The sequence below is a fragment of the Aequorivita capsosiphonis DSM 23843 genome, assembly GCF_000429125.1.
Classification (GTDB): Bacteria; Bacteroidota; Bacteroidia; order Flavobacteriales; family Flavobacteriaceae; genus Aequorivita; species Aequorivita capsosiphonis.
Genome location: NZ_KE386850.1, coordinates 82388 through 99999, shown reverse-complemented (window position 1 = coordinate 99999; position 17612 = coordinate 82388). Strand labels below are relative to the sequence as shown.

Annotated in this window: 14 protein-coding genes; 5 read left to right on the top strand and 9 right to left on the bottom strand. The window is 37.1% G+C overall.

What is annotated here, in order from left to right; all coding sequences use genetic code 11:
* Positions 1-97 precede the first annotated feature (97 nt).
* The 7 genes from G440_RS0117765 to alaS form a co-directional block, all read right to left on the bottom strand.
* Positions 98-1648 (bottom strand): M20/M25/M40 family metallo-hydrolase, encoded by a 1551-nt coding sequence (locus G440_RS0117765; protein WP_026452528.1) that lies wholly within the window; start codon positions 1646-1648, stop codon positions 98-100.
* Positions 1649-1821: 173 nt separating this feature from the next.
* Positions 1822-2469, bottom strand: a complete 648-nt coding sequence (locus G440_RS0117760; protein ID WP_026452527.1) for a response regulator — start codon at positions 2467-2469, stop codon at positions 1822-1824.
* A gap of 148 nt (positions 2470-2617) precedes the next feature.
* Positions 2618-4393, bottom strand: a complete 1776-nt coding sequence (locus G440_RS20345) for a tetratricopeptide repeat-containing sensor histidine kinase (protein WP_026452526.1) — start codon at positions 4391-4393, stop codon at positions 2618-2620.
* Positions 4394-4402: 9 nt separating this feature from the next.
* On the bottom strand, positions 4403-4639 hold the full coding sequence (locus G440_RS0117750) for a hypothetical protein (RefSeq protein WP_026452525.1): 237 nt from the start codon (positions 4637-4639) through the stop codon (positions 4403-4405).
* Between the two features lie 288 nt (positions 4640-4927).
* Entirely contained in the window at positions 4928-5452 is a 525-nt protein-coding gene (locus G440_RS0117745; protein WP_157418065.1) for a Riean_0653 family protein, read from the bottom strand.
* A 131-nt stretch (positions 5453-5583) separates the two neighbouring features.
* Positions 5584-6591 carry a GSCFA domain-containing protein gene (locus G440_RS0117740; protein ID WP_026452523.1) on the bottom strand — a complete coding sequence of 336 codons (1008 nt, stop codon included), beginning with the start codon at positions 6589-6591 and terminating at the stop codon, positions 5584-5586.
* A gap of 77 nt (positions 6592-6668) precedes the next feature.
* Positions 6669-9281, bottom strand: a complete 2613-nt coding sequence (gene alaS, locus G440_RS0117735; protein ID WP_026452522.1) for an alanine--tRNA ligase — start codon at positions 9279-9281, stop codon at positions 6669-6671.
* A 258-nt stretch (positions 9282-9539) separates the two neighbouring features.
* Here alaS and G440_RS0117730 point away from each other — a divergent pair, with 258 nt between their 5' ends.
* The 5 genes from G440_RS0117730 (at position 9540) to G440_RS0117710 (ending at position 12932) form a co-directional block, all read left to right on the top strand.
* Positions 9540-10517, top strand: coding sequence for a M23 family metallopeptidase (locus tag G440_RS0117730; protein WP_026452521.1), 978 nt, complete (start codon positions 9540-9542; stop codon positions 10515-10517).
* A 66-nt stretch (positions 10518-10583) separates the two neighbouring features.
* Positions 10584-10913 carry a MerR family transcriptional regulator gene (locus G440_RS0117725; protein WP_026452520.1) on the top strand — a complete coding sequence of 110 codons (330 nt, stop codon included), beginning with the start codon at positions 10584-10586 and terminating at the stop codon, positions 10911-10913.
* A 13-nt stretch (positions 10914-10926) separates the two neighbouring features.
* Entirely contained in the window at positions 10927-11538 is a 612-nt protein-coding gene (locus G440_RS0117720; protein WP_026452519.1) for a LemA family protein, read from the top strand.
* Between the two features lie 73 nt (positions 11539-11611).
* Entirely contained in the window at positions 11612-12073 is a 462-nt protein-coding gene (locus tag G440_RS0117715) for a TPM domain-containing protein (protein ID WP_026452518.1), read from the top strand.
* Between the two features lie 58 nt (positions 12074-12131).
* Positions 12132-12932, top strand: coding sequence for a TPM domain-containing protein (locus G440_RS0117710; protein ID WP_026452517.1), 801 nt, complete (start codon positions 12132-12134; stop codon positions 12930-12932).
* Positions 12933-13053: 121 nt separating this feature from the next.
* Here G440_RS0117710 and G440_RS0117705 read toward each other — a convergent pair whose 3' ends face one another.
* Complete coding sequence (locus tag G440_RS0117705; RefSeq protein ID WP_026452516.1) at positions 13054-14016, bottom strand: YheT family hydrolase; 963 nt, start codon at positions 14014-14016, stop codon at positions 13054-13056.
* Positions 14017-14227: 211 nt separating this feature from the next.
* A complete protein-coding gene (locus G440_RS0117700; RefSeq protein WP_026452515.1) occupies positions 14228-17002 on the bottom strand; it encodes an outer membrane beta-barrel protein in 2775 nt (924 codons plus the stop codon).
* Between the last annotated feature and the right edge of the window lie 610 nt (positions 17003-17612).

Below are 17612 nucleotides of genomic sequence, written 5' to 3'. Positions count from 1 at the left end.
AATTACCAATCATCAAATAAATACCAAAAAACAAATCCCAAATTCCAAAAAATAACCTTTTGGAATTTGGGATTTGTTTTTTGGTGATTAACCTTACTTACATTCCACCCTTACGCTCTGGAGATCTAGGTGTTGGCCATTTACCAGGTTCTCCTGTTTTCTTATCAATCGGCAAAATAATCTGCTCCTTCGATGTTGATGCTTCATCTTCCGAAGCCATATACGTCATTACCGCGGTTAGAATAACGTTGTTTTGTACATCGTCAAAAATTATCTTGTCGTAGGTATCGCGGTTGGTATGCCAAGTGTAGTTCCAATAATCCCAACTTAAAGAACTTAAACCAAAAGCTGGAGCTCCAGCCATAACGAAAGAAGCATTATCTGATCCGCCACTGGCCGGTGATCCTGGGAAAGTAGTTTCAATATGTCTGCTTACTGTATCTGGAACGGCAGATAGCCAGCGTGAAATATAATCATAAGAATGTAAAAAACCTGCACCATTGATTTTTACAACTCGTCCGGTACCATTGTCCTGATTAAATACTGCTTGAATGTTTTTTACAATTTCGGGATGATCTTCTACAAAAGCCAAAGAACCATTTAAACCTTGCTCCTCACTGCCCCAATGTCCGGCGATAATTGTACGTTTAGGATTCGGATATAATTTTTTCAAGATTCGCATAGTTTCCATCATAACCAAAGTTCCAGTTCCATTATCGGTAGCACCGGTTCCACCATCCCAAGAATCAAAATGCGCAGAAAGAATTATATATTCTTCTGGCTTTTCAGTTCCTTTAATTTCAGCAATCGTGTTAAAGGTGGGTACTATGCCTAGATCTTTAGATTCTGCAACCACGTGTATTTTCGGTTTGTCTCCGTGTTCTACCATTCTGTAAAGCATCGTGTAATCTTCCAATTCAATATCTACAGTGGGAATTTTTTTGGTTTGTGCACCAAATATTTTATTTACTCCAAAACCTTTAGACCAATATGAATCTACAATTCCTGCTGCACCTGCTTTTTCGAGGACTTCAACAATACTCTTTTTGGTATAGCCCATATTTCTCATATTAGCATTCCAAGCATTAACTTGTGCAGTTCGCTCATCTTTCATTTTCTGAAACGATTCTGGCGTTGCCCATTCTTTCCAGTTGTAATCCGGTCTACCGGTTTCTTCTTTCATTCCAATCATAACGAACTTCCCTTTAACTGTAGGAAGCCATTTATTAAATTCATCTGCATTTTTAACCTCTGGAAGCACAACTAACTCTGCAGTTACTCCTTTTGAAGAAGTTCCAGGATTCCAAGCTAACTGCGTTCCATCTAAAGTTTGTACTCTTGGGTAAACCATATCAATATGGGTAACGCCTCGCTCCCAGCCTTTCCATTCGCCCCATTGTTGATTTTCCGCAGAAATGCCCCAAGATTTATATTTGGCTACCGCCCAATCATTTGCTTTTTGCATTTGAGGTGTACCAACTAATCGTGGACCTATATCGTCCATTAATTCGTGAGCAAGATTTTTGAGATGTGAGTTTTCATAAGCTTCCTTCACAATTCCATCAACGACTTGATTTTTTTCTTGTGAAAAAATTGAAGATGTAGAAATAAAAAGAAAGGCGAGACTAAACGCAAATAGTTTTTTCATAATGTGGGGTTTGATGTAATAGAATTAATATGAAGTGAAAAGTAAAATTACACTATATTTTTTGAGTAAGAAAAGTTTTCTAAGCAAACCACGAATACACGAATGCTTAATTCGAAACAAGATTTCCATACCCAAAAAATTTCAGTTCGAAATTGGGATACAATCGACGGTGACTAAATTATATTGTGATTTTTTGCCTTTTGCACCGCTTCGATCTTACTGTGAACTTGTAATTTTCTATAGATATTTTCAATGTGCTTGCGGACGGTGCTGGGTGAAAGAAAGAGATGTTTGGCAATTAAAGTATAGCTCAAACCTTTGCTCAATTGTTCCAAAACCTCAACTTCACGATTGGAAAGTGAAATTTCTTCTTTATCACGTAAATTTTGGATATCAATAGGATTTCTTAACAGTTTTAAAGTTTTCATTGCAATAGATGGGTTCATGGCCGCCCCGCCATTTAAGGTCTCTCGTATTCCATTATACAGATCCTTTGGATTGATTTCTTTCAATAAATAACCATCAGCACCGGCCTTTATCGCATTGAAAATATGCTCATCATTATCAAAAGCCGTAAGCATAATTATTTTGATGTGTGGATATTTCTGTTTTACAATTTGTGTGGTTTCAATGCCATTGAGAACGGGCATTTCAATATCCATCAAAATTAAATCCAAGTTGTGATTTTCGCCTAATTTTGTGAGGAGTTCACTACCGTTTAATGAAGTGTGTTTTACTGAAACATCTTCAAAAAAAGAGAGTTTTTCCTTGATGGCGTGAATTAAGAAACTGTTATCATCTACAATTGCGATATGTAACATTTCAGTTTGGTTAGATTAGTTAAAGATACTAAAAATACAATTTAAGAATTATAGCTGAAATAGGGCAAATGACGTATAATTATAGACGCAAGAAAAAAGAACAAAGCAAAATGCTTGATGACGGAAGACGGAAGTTCAGTACGGATGACTATTTTGGAACATATAGAATTATTCTCGTCCCCTTACTCAATATCGAAATAATTTCAAGTGTTCCTCTAATTTCTCGGGCGCGTTTTTTTATATTGTTAAGACCATTACCCATTTCAACGGAATCTTGATCAAAACCAATCCCATTGTCAATAATTTCGATAAGATATTGATTTTGTTTTTCTGAAATATTGACTTCAATTTCATCTGCGGAAGCGTATTTTAATGTATTATTTACAGCTTCTTGAATAATTCTGTAAATATTCATCCCTTCAACAGAAGTAAAAACCTGCGCAACATTTACACTTTCATCAATATTAAATGAAAACTCCGTTGAATCGGAAGCGTTCTTTGCGTGTTCAATAAAATTAGCAATTCTAGCCTGCAAATCTTCAAAAGTGATGCTTTCCTTATTCATTGCCCAAATAGTGTCCCGCAATTCATAAATAGTTTGTGAAGTGAAAGTACTGATACTACTAAGTTTGTTTCCAAGTTTTTCACCAATATCTGAAAATCCGTATTTAAGATTGTCAATACTGGATATGATAAAAGTGAGTTGTGCTCCAATATTATCGTGCAAATCTCTGGAAATCCTTAAACGTTGCTCCTGCAGTTTATTCTGTATTTCAATTTTTGCCAAGGCCGATTTTAACTCGCTCTCTTTCTGAAGCTGTCGGTTTTTTAGTTTTTGTTGATTATAAAGCAGATACCCCAAAAGCCCAAGAACTAAAGCCAGTCCCAAACTACCAAATATAATAGTGTTCTTTCGTCTTACTTCCAGATCCTTTTCTGCCAATGCTGTTTTCTGTAAAAGAATTTCATTTTGCTTCTTTTCTGTTTCAAACTCAATGTTTAGCGCTGCAATTTTTTCTTGTACTCTTATACCGTGAACGCTATCTTTTACAACAGAATATTGCTCAAAATAATACAAAGCCGAATCGGTATTCCTTAGTTTTTTATAAATATCTGAAAGCATTTTATAGTTATACTGCGTCAGATTTTGATATCGCTTTTTCAATGAGATCGGAAGTGATTTGTGCATGAGCGGGATGGCATTTTTCCATTTTTTCTCTGCCATAAAAACCTCCCCCAATTGGGTGTAATTTTCAGCGATTCCCAACGAATCTGCCCAAACTAATCTTCGTTGAAGTGATTTATTGAAAAACTCTCTCGATTTTGAAAAATTTTCTTGTAATCCATACACACCAGCCATATTGCTCCAACTATATGGAACACCAATGGTATCGTTCAATTTCAGTTTTATATCTAAGCCTTTGTTAAAGTAAAACAGCGCACTGTCTAACTCGTTATTAATTTCTTTTAAAACGCCGTAGTTGTTATAAATATCCTTAAGCTCATTTTTAAAATCATTGGCCTCCGCTATATTTTTCCCTTTCTGCATATAATAAAGGCCCAGTTCTAAATCGCGGTATTTCATTGCATATCCCATTTCGGCATAATAGTCTGCAACCCTGTCCAGTTGATTCAGTTTTTCATACAGCTTAATTCCTTTAATCGAATTTTTAGTACTCTCTTCATATTTTCCTTGGTATCCATAAACCAAGCTGAGCTGGGAATATGCATCTGCCATTCCAAGTTCGTATGAGATTTTTTCAGCATTGTTTAAATTTCTTTGAAACAAAGAAACAATGGAGTCTTGGGGTATGTTAAGCCCTTGAACATAAAGATTATTAATGGAATCAATCACTTTTTTTTCCTGTGAAAAGGAAATCGTGAAAATAAGAAAAACAACTATTTGGAGCAGAAATCGTTTCATAATTTATACCTAGATTTCCATTTGACGAACCAAAGCCTCATTTAAGTTGTATTTTAAAAAGTGATATTTGCTAAGATTTGAGTTTCTACTATTAATCTGAAAACGGTTCTTGGAAATTTTACTTTCTAAATCCAAAATATTTTGGTTATGAAGATAAAGTAAGGCTCCATTTTTCTTAAAAAACCATAACCAAATCCCCAAGACAGACAGCACTAGAATTAGGGCTATGATAATTTCTAAATACATTTTTGGACTTAGTTTAAACGCTTAAAGATAATTCTATTTCATCTTCGGTCAAATAGGGCAATTGCCTTATTTATAAAAAATCAAAAACCCCAAAGTTGAACAATGGGGTCTTAGGTACCACAAATGCTCCTCACTTCATTTGGGGTCTGAAAAAATATTGAGGTAGCAGATTTTTTTAGATCTTAAGATCATAGACAAATATGAATAGCTGTCTGCTTTGTCATAAAGAATTCCTCTACTCTAAAAAAACCCAAATTAATATTTTTCTCTTTATTGATAAAGATGGATTTAATTCATAGTCATTTCTATATTAAATTCTCCATCTGTTACCGAAGTTGATTGTGACGGGTTCTCTAAGTTATAGGCAGAGAAGCTAAAGGTTCCTTTTGCAATATTACCTTCAAAACTCGAAACTTTAAGCTGTCCGTTAGAGGCTTGACCGTTGCCAGTACTAAAAATCACTACTGTACTTGGATCTGGATTGCTAGGATCCGGTAAATAGCTATAGGTTCCAACATTTGTAAAATTCAGATCGTACGTTCCTACCCCATCAAAAGTGGTAACAACCATCTGCAAATTCTCAGATTGCATAGTTCCCGCACTAATAGCAAAAACTTTTGTTGGACCAGCTTGTGTAATCTGGCCAGTAACTGTTCCATCCAATGAAATAAAAGAATCTCCGTTTACTTTAGCTGAAAAAGTACCCGTTCCGCCATCTGGATCCGAACCTCCATCATCATCTTTGCTACAAGAAGTAAAACTCATGGCAACTACTGCCATTAACACTAAAATTGTTTTGTTGAATATTTTCATAATATTTGGTTTTTAGTCACCCTTTTTGGGTTTCGATTGTTATTGAAAACAAAATTGCCCCAAAACCAAACAGTTAACAATAGGGCAATTGACGTATTTTTCCCCCTAGCCCGCAAAGGGGGTATGAGATTCTAAAATTTAATATCCTGGAAATGCTGCTGAATCACAGCAATTTTCTTTTGAAGTGTTTTTGCAAACTGAATATGCTCCTCACTTTCAGGATTGAAAGGTTTGTGAAGCAAACCTCTTTGAATAGAAGCAATTTCTTTCTGAAAGGATTCTGTTTCAGAAGAAATCCACACTTTTGAAAATTTCTGCCAAATAATTTCAATAGCAGTTTTATTGGGATGAAGTAGATCCTCTGAATAATAACGATAATCGCGTAACTCGTCCATCACGATTTCATAAGAAGGAAAATAGAAGGATCGCGGATTTTTAAAGTCGTGGATTGCAGAAAAAAGATGCGCTTTACTCAGTGTATTTTCAACAAAACCATCTTTAACATGCCTAACTGGCGAAACAGTATTTATTATAACAGCCTTCGCGTTTACTTCTGAAGTTTTATCGAATATATTTTGAAGACTTTTTGAAATGGTTTCAATGGAAAGCAATTCCTTTTGAAAATTTTTCTGTGGAAGTTTATGACAATTGGCTACTATTTTTTGATTGCTATGCGGAGCCGAAATACGGTTGCCGAGCGAAGCCGAGGCACGGTTGCCGAGCGGAGCCGAAGCATCCAAATTCTTATAAACCCAAGAAGTCCCAAAAGTGAATATAATATGAGTGGAAGAGAAAAGTGCTTCTCGAAGGTTTTTTAAAGCAGAATTTAAATTCTCTAAAAATTCATTTTTATCCAATGAAGAAAGCTCTGAGTGCGCTTCAAAACATTTCCAAATTCCATTATGTTGAAAGATGTCTTCTTCGGAAAAAGAATTCTTGTCAATCGCTCTAACTATCAATTTTTCAATAGACACCGGATTAAAAATAACTCCAAATGGATTTTGAATATTCTGAAACTTAAAATAATCCAACTTCGCTCCAATATTCTCTGAAAAACAACTTCCAAGCAACAGGATTTTTGAAGAGTAATCTATTTGATTTTCTTCGGGAGATAAAGGTATTTCGGTTTGGAGTTTCATGGTTTTTCTTACAAATCTCCGTGTTCTCAGTGCCTTTGTGGTGCAATATTTACCACAGAGACACAGAGGGCACAGAGTTAATTCAAAAAGTCCTTAGCTATATTTAAAGCCTCATCAATTCCTGCGGGGTTTTTACCTCCAGCCGTTGCGAAGAAAGCTTGTCCGCCGCCGCCGCCTTGGATATATTTGCCCAGTTCACGAATAATTTTTCCGGCATTAAAATCTTTTTCAGCCGCCAATTCTTTTGAAATATAGCAAGCTAATAAAGCTTTTCCATCGTGCTCGGCTCCAAAAACCAAGAATAGATTTTCAGTTTCACCTCCCATTTCAAAAGCTAAATCTTTCATTCCTCCAGCATCTAAATCTATTTTTTTAGCTAAGAAATTCACACCGTTTATTTGCTCGATTTCAGCTTTTAGATCGCCTTTTAAATTCTTTGCTTTGTCTTTTAACAACTGCTGAATTTGTTTTTGCAGACTGCTGTTCTCCTCTTGTAAACTTTCTACAGCTTTCACGGGATCTTTCGCATTGTTAAGCGCTTTTTGAAGGGATGCAAAAGATTCGCTTCTATCAACAAAATACTGTTTTGCAGCATCTCCAGTTATTGCCTCAATTCTTCTAATCCCGGATGCAACGGCTCCTTCGGAAGTAATAATGAAATGCCAAATATCATTTGTATTGGGCACGTGCGTTCCACCGCATAGTTCCATTGATTTTCCATATTTAATGGTTCGAACGGCATCGCCATATTTTTCTCCGAAAAGTGCAACGGCCCCTTCATCTATAGCTTGCTGAAACGGAATATTTCTCCTTTCTTCTAAAGAAATTCCTTCGCGAATTCGTGCGTTTACGAAATCCTCTACTTCTTTTAGTTGATCATCCGTAACTCTCGCAAAATGTGAAAAATCAAAACGCAAATTACGACTGTGGACCATGCTTCCTTTTTGCGCAACGTGCTCGCCAAGAATATTTCGCAAACCTTGGTGCAATAAATGTGTTGCGGTGTGGTTTGAAGCAGTTCTATTTCGCTGTTTTTCATCAACTACAGCTAGAAAAGTATTTTCGAGATTTCGCGGTAGTGTCTTTGTAAAATGGATTATTAAATTATTTTCTTTTTTGGTGTCAACAATATAAGTCACACCTCCATCTGCAGCTTTCAAATAACCCTTATCGCCTACTTGACCTCCACCTTCGGGATAAAAGGGAGTCAAGTTAAAAACAAGCTGGAACATTTCGCCATCCTTTTGACTTTCTACTTTTCGGTAGCGCGTAATCCGCACATGCGTCTCTAAAGTATCATAGCCCACAAATTCCTCTATATCGTCTTCTTCCAAAACAATCCAATCTCCCGTTTCCACTTTAGTCGCGGCTCGGGAACGTTCTTTTTGTTTCTGAAGTTCTTTATCAAATTCTTTCTCATTCAAGGAATATCCGCGTTCCCGAAGAATTAAAGCAGTTAAATCTATGGGGAAACCGAAAGTATCATAAAGTTCAAAGGCTTTTTTACCAGAAATCTCTTTTGAATCGGCAGCTTCAATAATATTTCCCAGTAACACCAAACCTTGATCCAGTGTACGTAAAAAAGATTGTTCCTCTTCGCGAATTACGTTTGTAATCAGATTTTTTTCAGTAATCAACTCTGGGAAAGCCTCGCCCATTTGCGCGCTAAGGGTTTCAATCAATTTATAAATGAATGGCTCCTTTTTATCTAAAAATGTAAATCCATAACGAATTGCCCTTCTTAAAATTCTTCGTATTACATAACCAGCGCCAGTGTTGCTCGGCAATTGACCGTCGGCAATTGAAAAAGCAACCGCACGAACGTGGTCCGCAATAACACGGATTGCAATGTCCTTCTTTTCGTCTTTTCCGTATTTTGAATTGGATATCGCTTCAATTTCTCGAATTAGCGGCGTAAAAACATCTGTGTCATAATTGCTCTGCTTATCTTGTAAAACCGTAGCCAAGCGCTCAAAGCCCATTCCCGTATCAACATGCTGCGCAGCTAATTTTTCAAGACTACCGTTGGCCTTTCGGTTGAACTGCATAAAAACCAAATTCCAAACTTCCACAACTTGCGGATGGTCATTATTTATTAAATCTTTTCCTGGAATCTTAGCTTTTTCTTCGGCAGAACGAATATCTACGTGAATCTCACTACAAGGTCCGCATGGGCCTTGATCGCCCATTTCCCAGAAATTATCACTTTTATTACCGTTTAAGATTCTGTCTTCGGGAATAAATTTTTTCCAAAGATCATAAGCTTCCGTATCGCGCTCTAGACCTTCACTTTCATCACCTTCAAAAATGGTAACGTAGAGAATGTCTTTATCTATTTTATAAACTTCAGTCAAGAGTTCCCACGCCCACTCGATTGCATCCTTTTTAAAATAATCGCCAAAACTCCAGTTTCCGAGCATTTCAAACATGGTGTGGTGGTAGGTGTCCATCCCCACTTCTTCAAGATCATTGTGCTTTCCACTAACGCGAAGACATTTCTGCGAATCGGTAATACGCTTGCTTTTTGGCTTTCCATTTCCTAAGAAATATTCTTTAAATGGCGCCATTCCGCTATTTATGAACATTAATGTGGGATCATTTTTTACAACCATGGGCGCCGACGGAACGATAAGATGCTGTTTCGACTTAAAAAACTCTAAAAATTGGGAACGTATTTCCTTTGACTTCATGTGTTTATAGTATTATTTTTTTATGATCTTGCATTTACAGCGTTCAGCAAAAAGTCCGGAGAACGGCAGTACTGGCCTAAAACATCCTTTGTAAACATTCCCCTGTAACTGTCAGGTTCATAAAAGGATTTTTCAATTATTATAAATTTATGCTAAAATAAAGGTTTGGGCACAGTAGTAAACAATTTCTATATTTGTAAAACGTTACCTTTACCTTGCGCAAACTAGCAAGGCGCAAAAATAGCAATTTTTTAACGCATGTCTAAGCTTAAATATTACTACGATAGTGAAACACTTTCGTATAAAAAAATTGAAAAGAAAAAGGGAAGAAAATTAAAGATCTTCGCCTTAAGCCTTTTGGGCATGTTCCTGAGTGGCTTTTTGTTGCTATTGGTTTATATAAACCTTCCCTCAGTACAAACGCCCAAAGAGTTATCTTTACAGCGGGAGCTAAATAATATGCAGTTGCAGTTTGATCTTTTAAACAGAAAAATGGAGCAAGCTCAGGCAGTTCTTTCTGAAGTGGAAGATCGAGATAATAACTTGTACCGTGTCTATTTTGAAACAAACCCAATTCCAGATGAACAGCGAAAAGCAGGTTTTGGAGGTATCAATCGATATAAGGATTTAGAAGGCTTCGAAAATTCAAAACTTATTATAAGTGCTTCTCGCAACCTCGATATTTTGACAAAACAGATTGTGGTTCAATCGAAATCTTTAGATGAAATTGCTAAACTTGCGGAAGAAAAAGAAAAACTTCTGGTCGCGATTCCAGCAATACAACCAGTAAATAATGAAGATTTGACGCGTGTTGCATCAGGTTACGGTTATCGAACCGACCCTTTCACCAAGGCTAAAAAGTTTCATTACGGCATGGATTTTACCGCCCCGCGAGGAACTCCAATTTATGCCACTGGGGATGGCGTGGTTACACGTGCAGACAATACTGCAACAGGATACGGAAACCACGTGGTGATAGATCACGGTTACGGTTATGAAAGTCTTTACGGGCATATGTATAAATACAATGTTCGACGCGGACAAAAAGTGCAACGTGGCGATGTTATTGGCTTTGTAGGCAGCACTGGAAGAAGTGAGGGGCCGCATTGCCACTATGAAGTTTTTAAGGATGGTGAGCGTATTAACCCAATAAACTTTTATTATGGAAGTTTGTCGGCAGAAGAATTTGCCGAAATGTTGAAAATATCACAACAAGAAAACCAATCTATGGATTAATTCAGAATCTAGCGTAGTAGAGAATATTGAGGACAGCTAATGATTCTGAATTTATAATTATTAAAAATGCACATAGACTTACCCGAAAAATTATATTATGGTATTGGTGAAGTAGCCGAAGCTTTCGGTGTGAATACTTCGCTGATACGTTTTTGGGAAAAGGAATTTGACGCAATAAAGCCTAAAAAAAACGCCAAGGGCAACCGGAAGTTCACACCTCAGGACATAAAAAACCTGGAACTTATCTATCACCTTGTAAAAGAGCGCGGTTTTACACTGGAAGGCGCAAAAATTCATTTAAAGGAAAACAAACAAAAAACACTGGACCAATTTGAGATTATCCGTAAATTGGAATCTGTAAAAGCAGAACTTTTAAAAATAAAAGAACAACTCTAAAATCAACCTCATCATGAAAAAATGGTTACCCATAATTATTATTCTCGGTATTATTTTACTAATCGGCGCCTATATGGCCAGCCTGAACAACAAACTTGTAGTACTTGATCAAAATGCCACAGCGCAATGGGCAAATGTAGAAAGCTCGTATCAACGTCGTGCAGATCTTATCCCAAATATCGTAAGTACCGCAAAAGGTTATGCCGAATTTGAACAATCAACTTTGGTCGCTGTAACGGAAGCTAGAAGTAAAGCTACTTCTATTAATATTGATCCTTCTAATATTACCCCAGAACAATTAGCTCAATTTCAACAAGCCCAGGCTGGCGTTACTTCTGCTCTCTCACGCTTGTTAGCCGTTTTTGAAAGGTATCCAGATTTAAAAGCAAACGAAAATTTTAAGGAATTAATCAACGAACTGGAGCGTACCGAAAACCGTATAAACGTGGAGCGTAACAGATTTAATGGCGCAGCAAAAGAATTGAACACGAAATTAAATCAGTTCCCCACCAAACTGTTTGCAGGAATGTTAGGCTTCCACGAAAAAGCTTATTTCAAAGCAGATGCAGGTAGTGAAAACGCTCCGAAAGTAGATTTTGACTTCGGAAAAGACGAGAATAAGTAATCAGTCCCGATAGCTATCGGGAGTTGCAGTTGGCAGTATGTTCAGCTCAAGAATATTTTAAAAAAGTATAAACATGTCTAAAGTTGAAGATTTTCTTACTTCGGAAGAAGAGACTGCTATTGTTGAAGCTATTCGTATTTCTGAAAAAAACACTTCAGGAGAAATACGCGTACATCTAGAAGCTAATTCGATTTCTACGGAAGAGCCAAAGAAGCAAATAGATGCTTTTGATCGCGCCGCTGAAGTTTTTGATGTACTTCATATGAACAACACAAAAGAGAGTAACGGCGTGCTAATCTATGTGGCTGTTGAAGACCGAACGCTCGTAATAATGGGCGACAAAGGCATCAATGATGTTGTAGGTCAAAATTTCTGGGAAAGCACCAAAGATACTATTATCAAGCATTTTAAAAATGGAGATATGAAACAAGGTTTGGTGGACGGAATTTTGAAGGCTGGGGAAAAGTTAAAAAAGCATTTCCCTTATCAAAAAGACGATAAAAATGAACTGCCAGATGATATTTCGGTAGGATGATTCAGTGCTCAGTGTTCAGTGTTCAGTGTTCAGTAGCAGTATCCAGTAAATAATTTCAATGAAACATTTCTTTCTGAAACATAAAATTCTATTTTTATTAATTGCAGTAACACTTATTTCCCAAAGTGTTTCGGCACAGTATGAAATTCCGCCAAAACCATCAAAGGAAACTTCAGTTTATGATTATTTAAACTTGCTTACACCTACGCAAAAAACTGCGTTGGAAGGTAAATTGATTCGTTATGCAGATTCTACTTCCACTCAAATTGTTTGTATCATTATTGGTTCTACAAATGGGGAAGACATCTCGATGCTGGGTGCAGAATGGGGTCAGAAATGGGGAATTGGCCAAAAAGGGGAAGACAATGGAATTCTAATAACCCTTGCCAAAGACGATAGAAAAGTAGACATAAACACTGGTTACGGAATTGAATATCGAATTACCGATTTAATGTCTGAGCGAATCATAAATCGAATTATGATTCCCGAATTCAAACAAGACAATTACTACGCTGGCCTTGACAAGGGAAGCGATGCTATTTTCGCTGCCTTAAAAGGTGAATTCAAAGAAGACCGTGATTTTGGAAAAAAGGAAGAGACACGTATACCGTTTTTTATCATTTTCATCTTTATCATGATTATTATCGCCCTAATAAAAAAAGGTGGTAAAGGCGGAAAAGGTGGAGGAGGTGGGAGTCTGCTAGATATGATTGTGCTCAGTAGCCTTGGCCGTGGTGGCTTTGGCGGAGGTGGCGGCAGCTTTGGCGGCGGCGGAAGTTTCGGCGGAGGCGGTGGCGGCTTCGGCGGTGGTTTCGGTGGCGGCGGCTTTGGTGGAGGTGGTGCTTCTGGAGGCTGGTAGAAAAAAGTATACAGTAGTCAGTGATCAGTATTCAGTAGACCGTTCTAAAGAAATTCTTCCTACAAGGGTTCTAAGGTTTTTGCAGGTCTGAAATAACGCAATAACGGCACTATTTAGAGTCCTAATTTCTCATTTCCTCAAAAAATTCAAATGCTCGAACTACGGAATATGGATGTTTAGAAATTTTCAAGGGGAAGGCACAATGACCTCCGTGATGGGGTGTTTCTAGAAATAGATACTTATGCTCTTTGGCCATGGCAACAGGATGATCTTCCGTCCCTAAAATGGGGTCATCCCACGCATTGATTACCAAAACGGGAATTTCTATGCCATCCACAGAATATACTGGAGAAGCCTTTTTATAATAATCTGCGAGATCGGTATATCCTCCGTGAATAGGAATTATAAACCGATCAATTACATCTTCAAAACTTCTAATGTTTTTTGACACATCTTGTGAAACCAAACCTGGAAATTGATGTGATTTATACTGGATTTTCGTTCTTATCTTTCGAATAAAACGGCTTAAATAAATTTTACTGATCCCACTCTGGATTTTCTCGGCACTGGATTTTAATTGAAAAGGTGCAGAAATTGCTACAGCTGCTTTTACTTTATCAGAAGCATTTTTTCGGCCCAGATAATTCAGGATTTGATCTCCTCCCAAGGAAAACCCAACTAGGAAAATATCGTCAACATCTTCTGCTATTACGTGATCTATTACAGCTTCCAAATCGCCAATGGAACCATGGTGGTATAAATTAGGCAGCAAATTCATTTCACCCCCGCAACTACGATTGTTCCAAGCAAATACCGAATAGCCCTTTTCAATAAAAAAATTGGCGCAGGCATTGTTGTAGTTTTTACGTGAATCCCCTTCCAAACCGTGGCAGATTATAATCGCTTTTTTTGGATCCTTCACCACATAGTCCAACAATAAAAAATCGCCGTCAGGTAAAAGCAATCGCTTTCGCTTATAGTCTGGAGCGTCTAATTTTCTAATGATTCCCGCATAAATAGTAGAAATATGACCATTATGGAAAATCAAATCAGTTTCGTAAGATGAATTATTTATATAAGGCATAATGCTGAACCTTAAAGAGTTTATAGACATTCTTTCTCAAAAGACAAGAGACTTTTGAATTTGTCAGTATCCAAAGTAGCGAAAAAATATGGAATTACCTTATAATAGCCAATAGAAAGCGAGAGCAGTATTCAGGAATGAAGATCACGTACAGAAGCAGGTTTTTCAGCGTATTTAAAAGTGTATTGTAAAAAGCCAAAGTCAACGATTTCTAATCAAAATGAAAAGGACTACCTCCTGTATCGCCTTTACTTCCCAAAGTATTAAACTTATAGCTAAAACTCAACATAAAATATTGTTGCAAAACCGTGCTTTGGCTATCCTGAATAAAGTTTTCTGAAGACGTTCTGCGGGCATTGGTATTTTGGTTTAGCAAATCGTAAATTTTCAACGTCAAGGTTCCTTGTTCCTTCAACATTGAATAGGCCAGCGTGCTGTTCCAAAACCAAGCACTCTTCTGGAAACCTTCAGCTATATCGGGATTATAACTGAAATCGATATCGTTTCTCCATTCAAAATTCTTTGGCACAAATAGGCTCGTTCCAAGTTTTGCGAAATGACTTATGTAGTTTCGATCCTCGAAAAGATTGTTTTCAAAACTGTTTTTACCGATTCTAACTGAATAACTTGTTCTAATATCCAAAATTTTCTGCCAAGATAAGCTTAGTCCCATATTTGGGGTTATAGAGTAGTTGTGGCTTTGGTATTCAATTCCATTGCTAAAATTGATGTCTTGGGAATAATTGCTCCAAACCCCAATTCTAGGCTTGATACTCACTAAACTGTCCAAGTCAAATTTTCTATTTGCAGAAAGACTTCCCGAAATGTTATACGCACCTTTTACATTGGCATAAGTAGTTTGTCGAATGTTATTTTCATCAACAATAGTCTGCGACACCACGGCGTTTTCATCAATTTCAGCATTTAAATATGCGTAATAGCCTACGCCTTTTTGGAAGTTATAATTATTGAAATTCAGATAGAGGGAATGTGAGTTTACCGGCTTTAAATCAGGATTTCCGGTAATAATGTTGAGTGGGTCAGACACATCGGTACTTGGAAGCAACTGCTCAATTTGCGGTGCTTCATTGCGAAGCGTGTAGCCCAAATATAGCCGAGCCGTTGAAGAAAAGTTAACATTTCCGCGCGCGTACATTTGGAATGCTTCAAACCGGTTGTCCACTTTCAACTCAGGTCGCAACCCATCCTTTCCTTCAAGTTTTTGAAAAACATACCCCACACCTCCTTCCAATGAGATTTTTTCAGCTTTAAAAACAAGCGAGGCATACGGGATACTTCTAGTATTTTTAAAAGTATAATCCGTACTCAAAGTGGTATTGAAAAGGGAATAGTTCTGCCTTGATTCGTCAAAATCAAAAACCGTTTTAGTATTTAGATTCTGTTTAAAATCATAGTGATATTTTAAATCCATAAATAATTTCTCAGGGAAAAGTGGCGTTCTATAAGTGACACTCGCAACATATTTAGTAGCATCATTTTTGGAATCGGTATATTGATCTCTTATCTCCGCTGAAGGTGTTTCTCCATAAATTAGGGTTTCACTTAAAAGATAATCCGCCGCTTCCGTATTGTTCCATTCATTAGTGAAATTAAACTTGACAAATCCACCTCCACTCCCGTATTTCTTTGTAAAATCCATTATATTTTCAAACTTTCGGCTCTCCATATCATTTGAGCTCTCTGCATTGGCGGAATTTGTTAGCACACGATCTTCATCCATAGAAGCCGATTCATTCTGCCTATTGCCCTTCAATTTATTATAGGAAAGCGTCGGTTTTATATTGATAAGAAATGTGGAGTCAATTTTAATATCAAAACCTAAGTTGACTGTATGACTGTCTGTTTCACTATCGCTAGTTTTGTCGATATCGGTAAAATAGCTACGATCTGGCAAAATATTTTCCCGCTCTATTTTGGAATCACTATACGAACTACTTCCAGAGTAAAAATAATTGGCAGTGACGTCAGTTTTCTTTTTAATTACATCGGCATAATTGGCACCGGCAATCCGGCTGTTTACAATGCCTTCGCCATATCCAAAACTACGTCCGTCTATTGAAAAAGCGCCCGTACTGCTCATTGACATATTGCCCCCACCTCCAAACATTTTCTGAATTTCACCAAAACTAAATCCTGGAGAATTTGTATTGTTTCCACCTCCCAAGACGCTCAATCGTCTATCGTTATCGAAATAATTAAAGAGACCGGCATATTCAAAACGTTTATCCGTACCACCACCGGCAGCTACTCTTCCGAAAATACCTTTATTATTTTCTTCCTTAATTGTAAGGTTAATGGTTTTGCTATCTTGGTCGCCAGTTTCGCCTGTAAATGCTTCGGCCTTGGTTTTGGTGTCCATCACCTGTACCTTCTCGATTATCTCCTTTGTCAAGTTTCGGGTAGCAATTGTTGGATCGTCTCCGAAGAAAGGTTTTCCGTTAACCATCACATTTTTCACCTCTTTCCCGTTCACTTTTATTTTTCCATCGGGATCCACTTCCACTCCGGGTAATTCTTTTAATAAATCTTCAATTGTTGCGTCCTTTTTTGTTTTGAAAGAAGCCACGTTGAATTCCAAAGTATCTTTTTTGATGGTTACGGGAGCACGCGATTTTACAATTACTTCATCCAAGCTTGCAACAGATACGGCAATGGGAATACTCCCTAAATCCTGAACAGGTTTATTCAAATCTATTTCTTTCTGAAAAGATTCGTAACCGACGAAACTGATATTAACACGCGCTTTTTTAACCGAAGTATTCCCTTCCAAAACAAATTTTCCATCTCTATTCGTAATAGTATAGGTAATCAAGGTGCTGTCTTTCAAGGTTTCCATAAAAACCGTTGCCGCTTCAAGTGGGTCACGCGTTTCCTTATCTATTAGGGTACCGCTAACTTTAAAGTTTTGGGAGAAGGAACTTGCTGAAATTAAGAAAACCAGAAAAACAGAAAGAATTTGTTTCATTAGAAGTTAATGGAATTATCACTTTATAAAGAAACGAAAAATATGGTAAAAAATCACTCGACGGTTTTTAAAAGAAATTTTGTTTGAAATAAAGTTGATTTATGATTGTTCGTAACGTCAGGTTTTAATTGGACGTAAGTCCTTCTCTCGGTTCCCCTATAGATTTCGAGCTTTATTTAATCTGGACTAAAAGTACTGCCACGAATGGCACAAATTTTCACTAATTTCCTGGTTCGTTGAAAACTGAGGCGCAATCTGCATCTTTTTGAGTTTCACGAATGAAACAGACTTTCAGTCTATTTTGAAGTAATTTGTAACATTAATACAGATTGATTTAATCATATCTTTATCCTTATACACAAAACGCATTAGTTTTAAGGTTGTTGCGGAAGAAGTTAGATGATAGAAGTAGGACTACATCCCTTTTTAAATAGAATGGCTTTTTAGCTCCTATCTTGTCTTATACCCTAGGTCTTACCGCCTTAAGTCTATTTTAGGCTTCTTAATGAATGTGCATAGAAATTTTACTGCTTCGAGAGGTACTATTTAAAATTCATTTCCCCTTCAATTCCCTCCCGATTTTCGTAGTTTGCGCACTTAATTTTTCTCA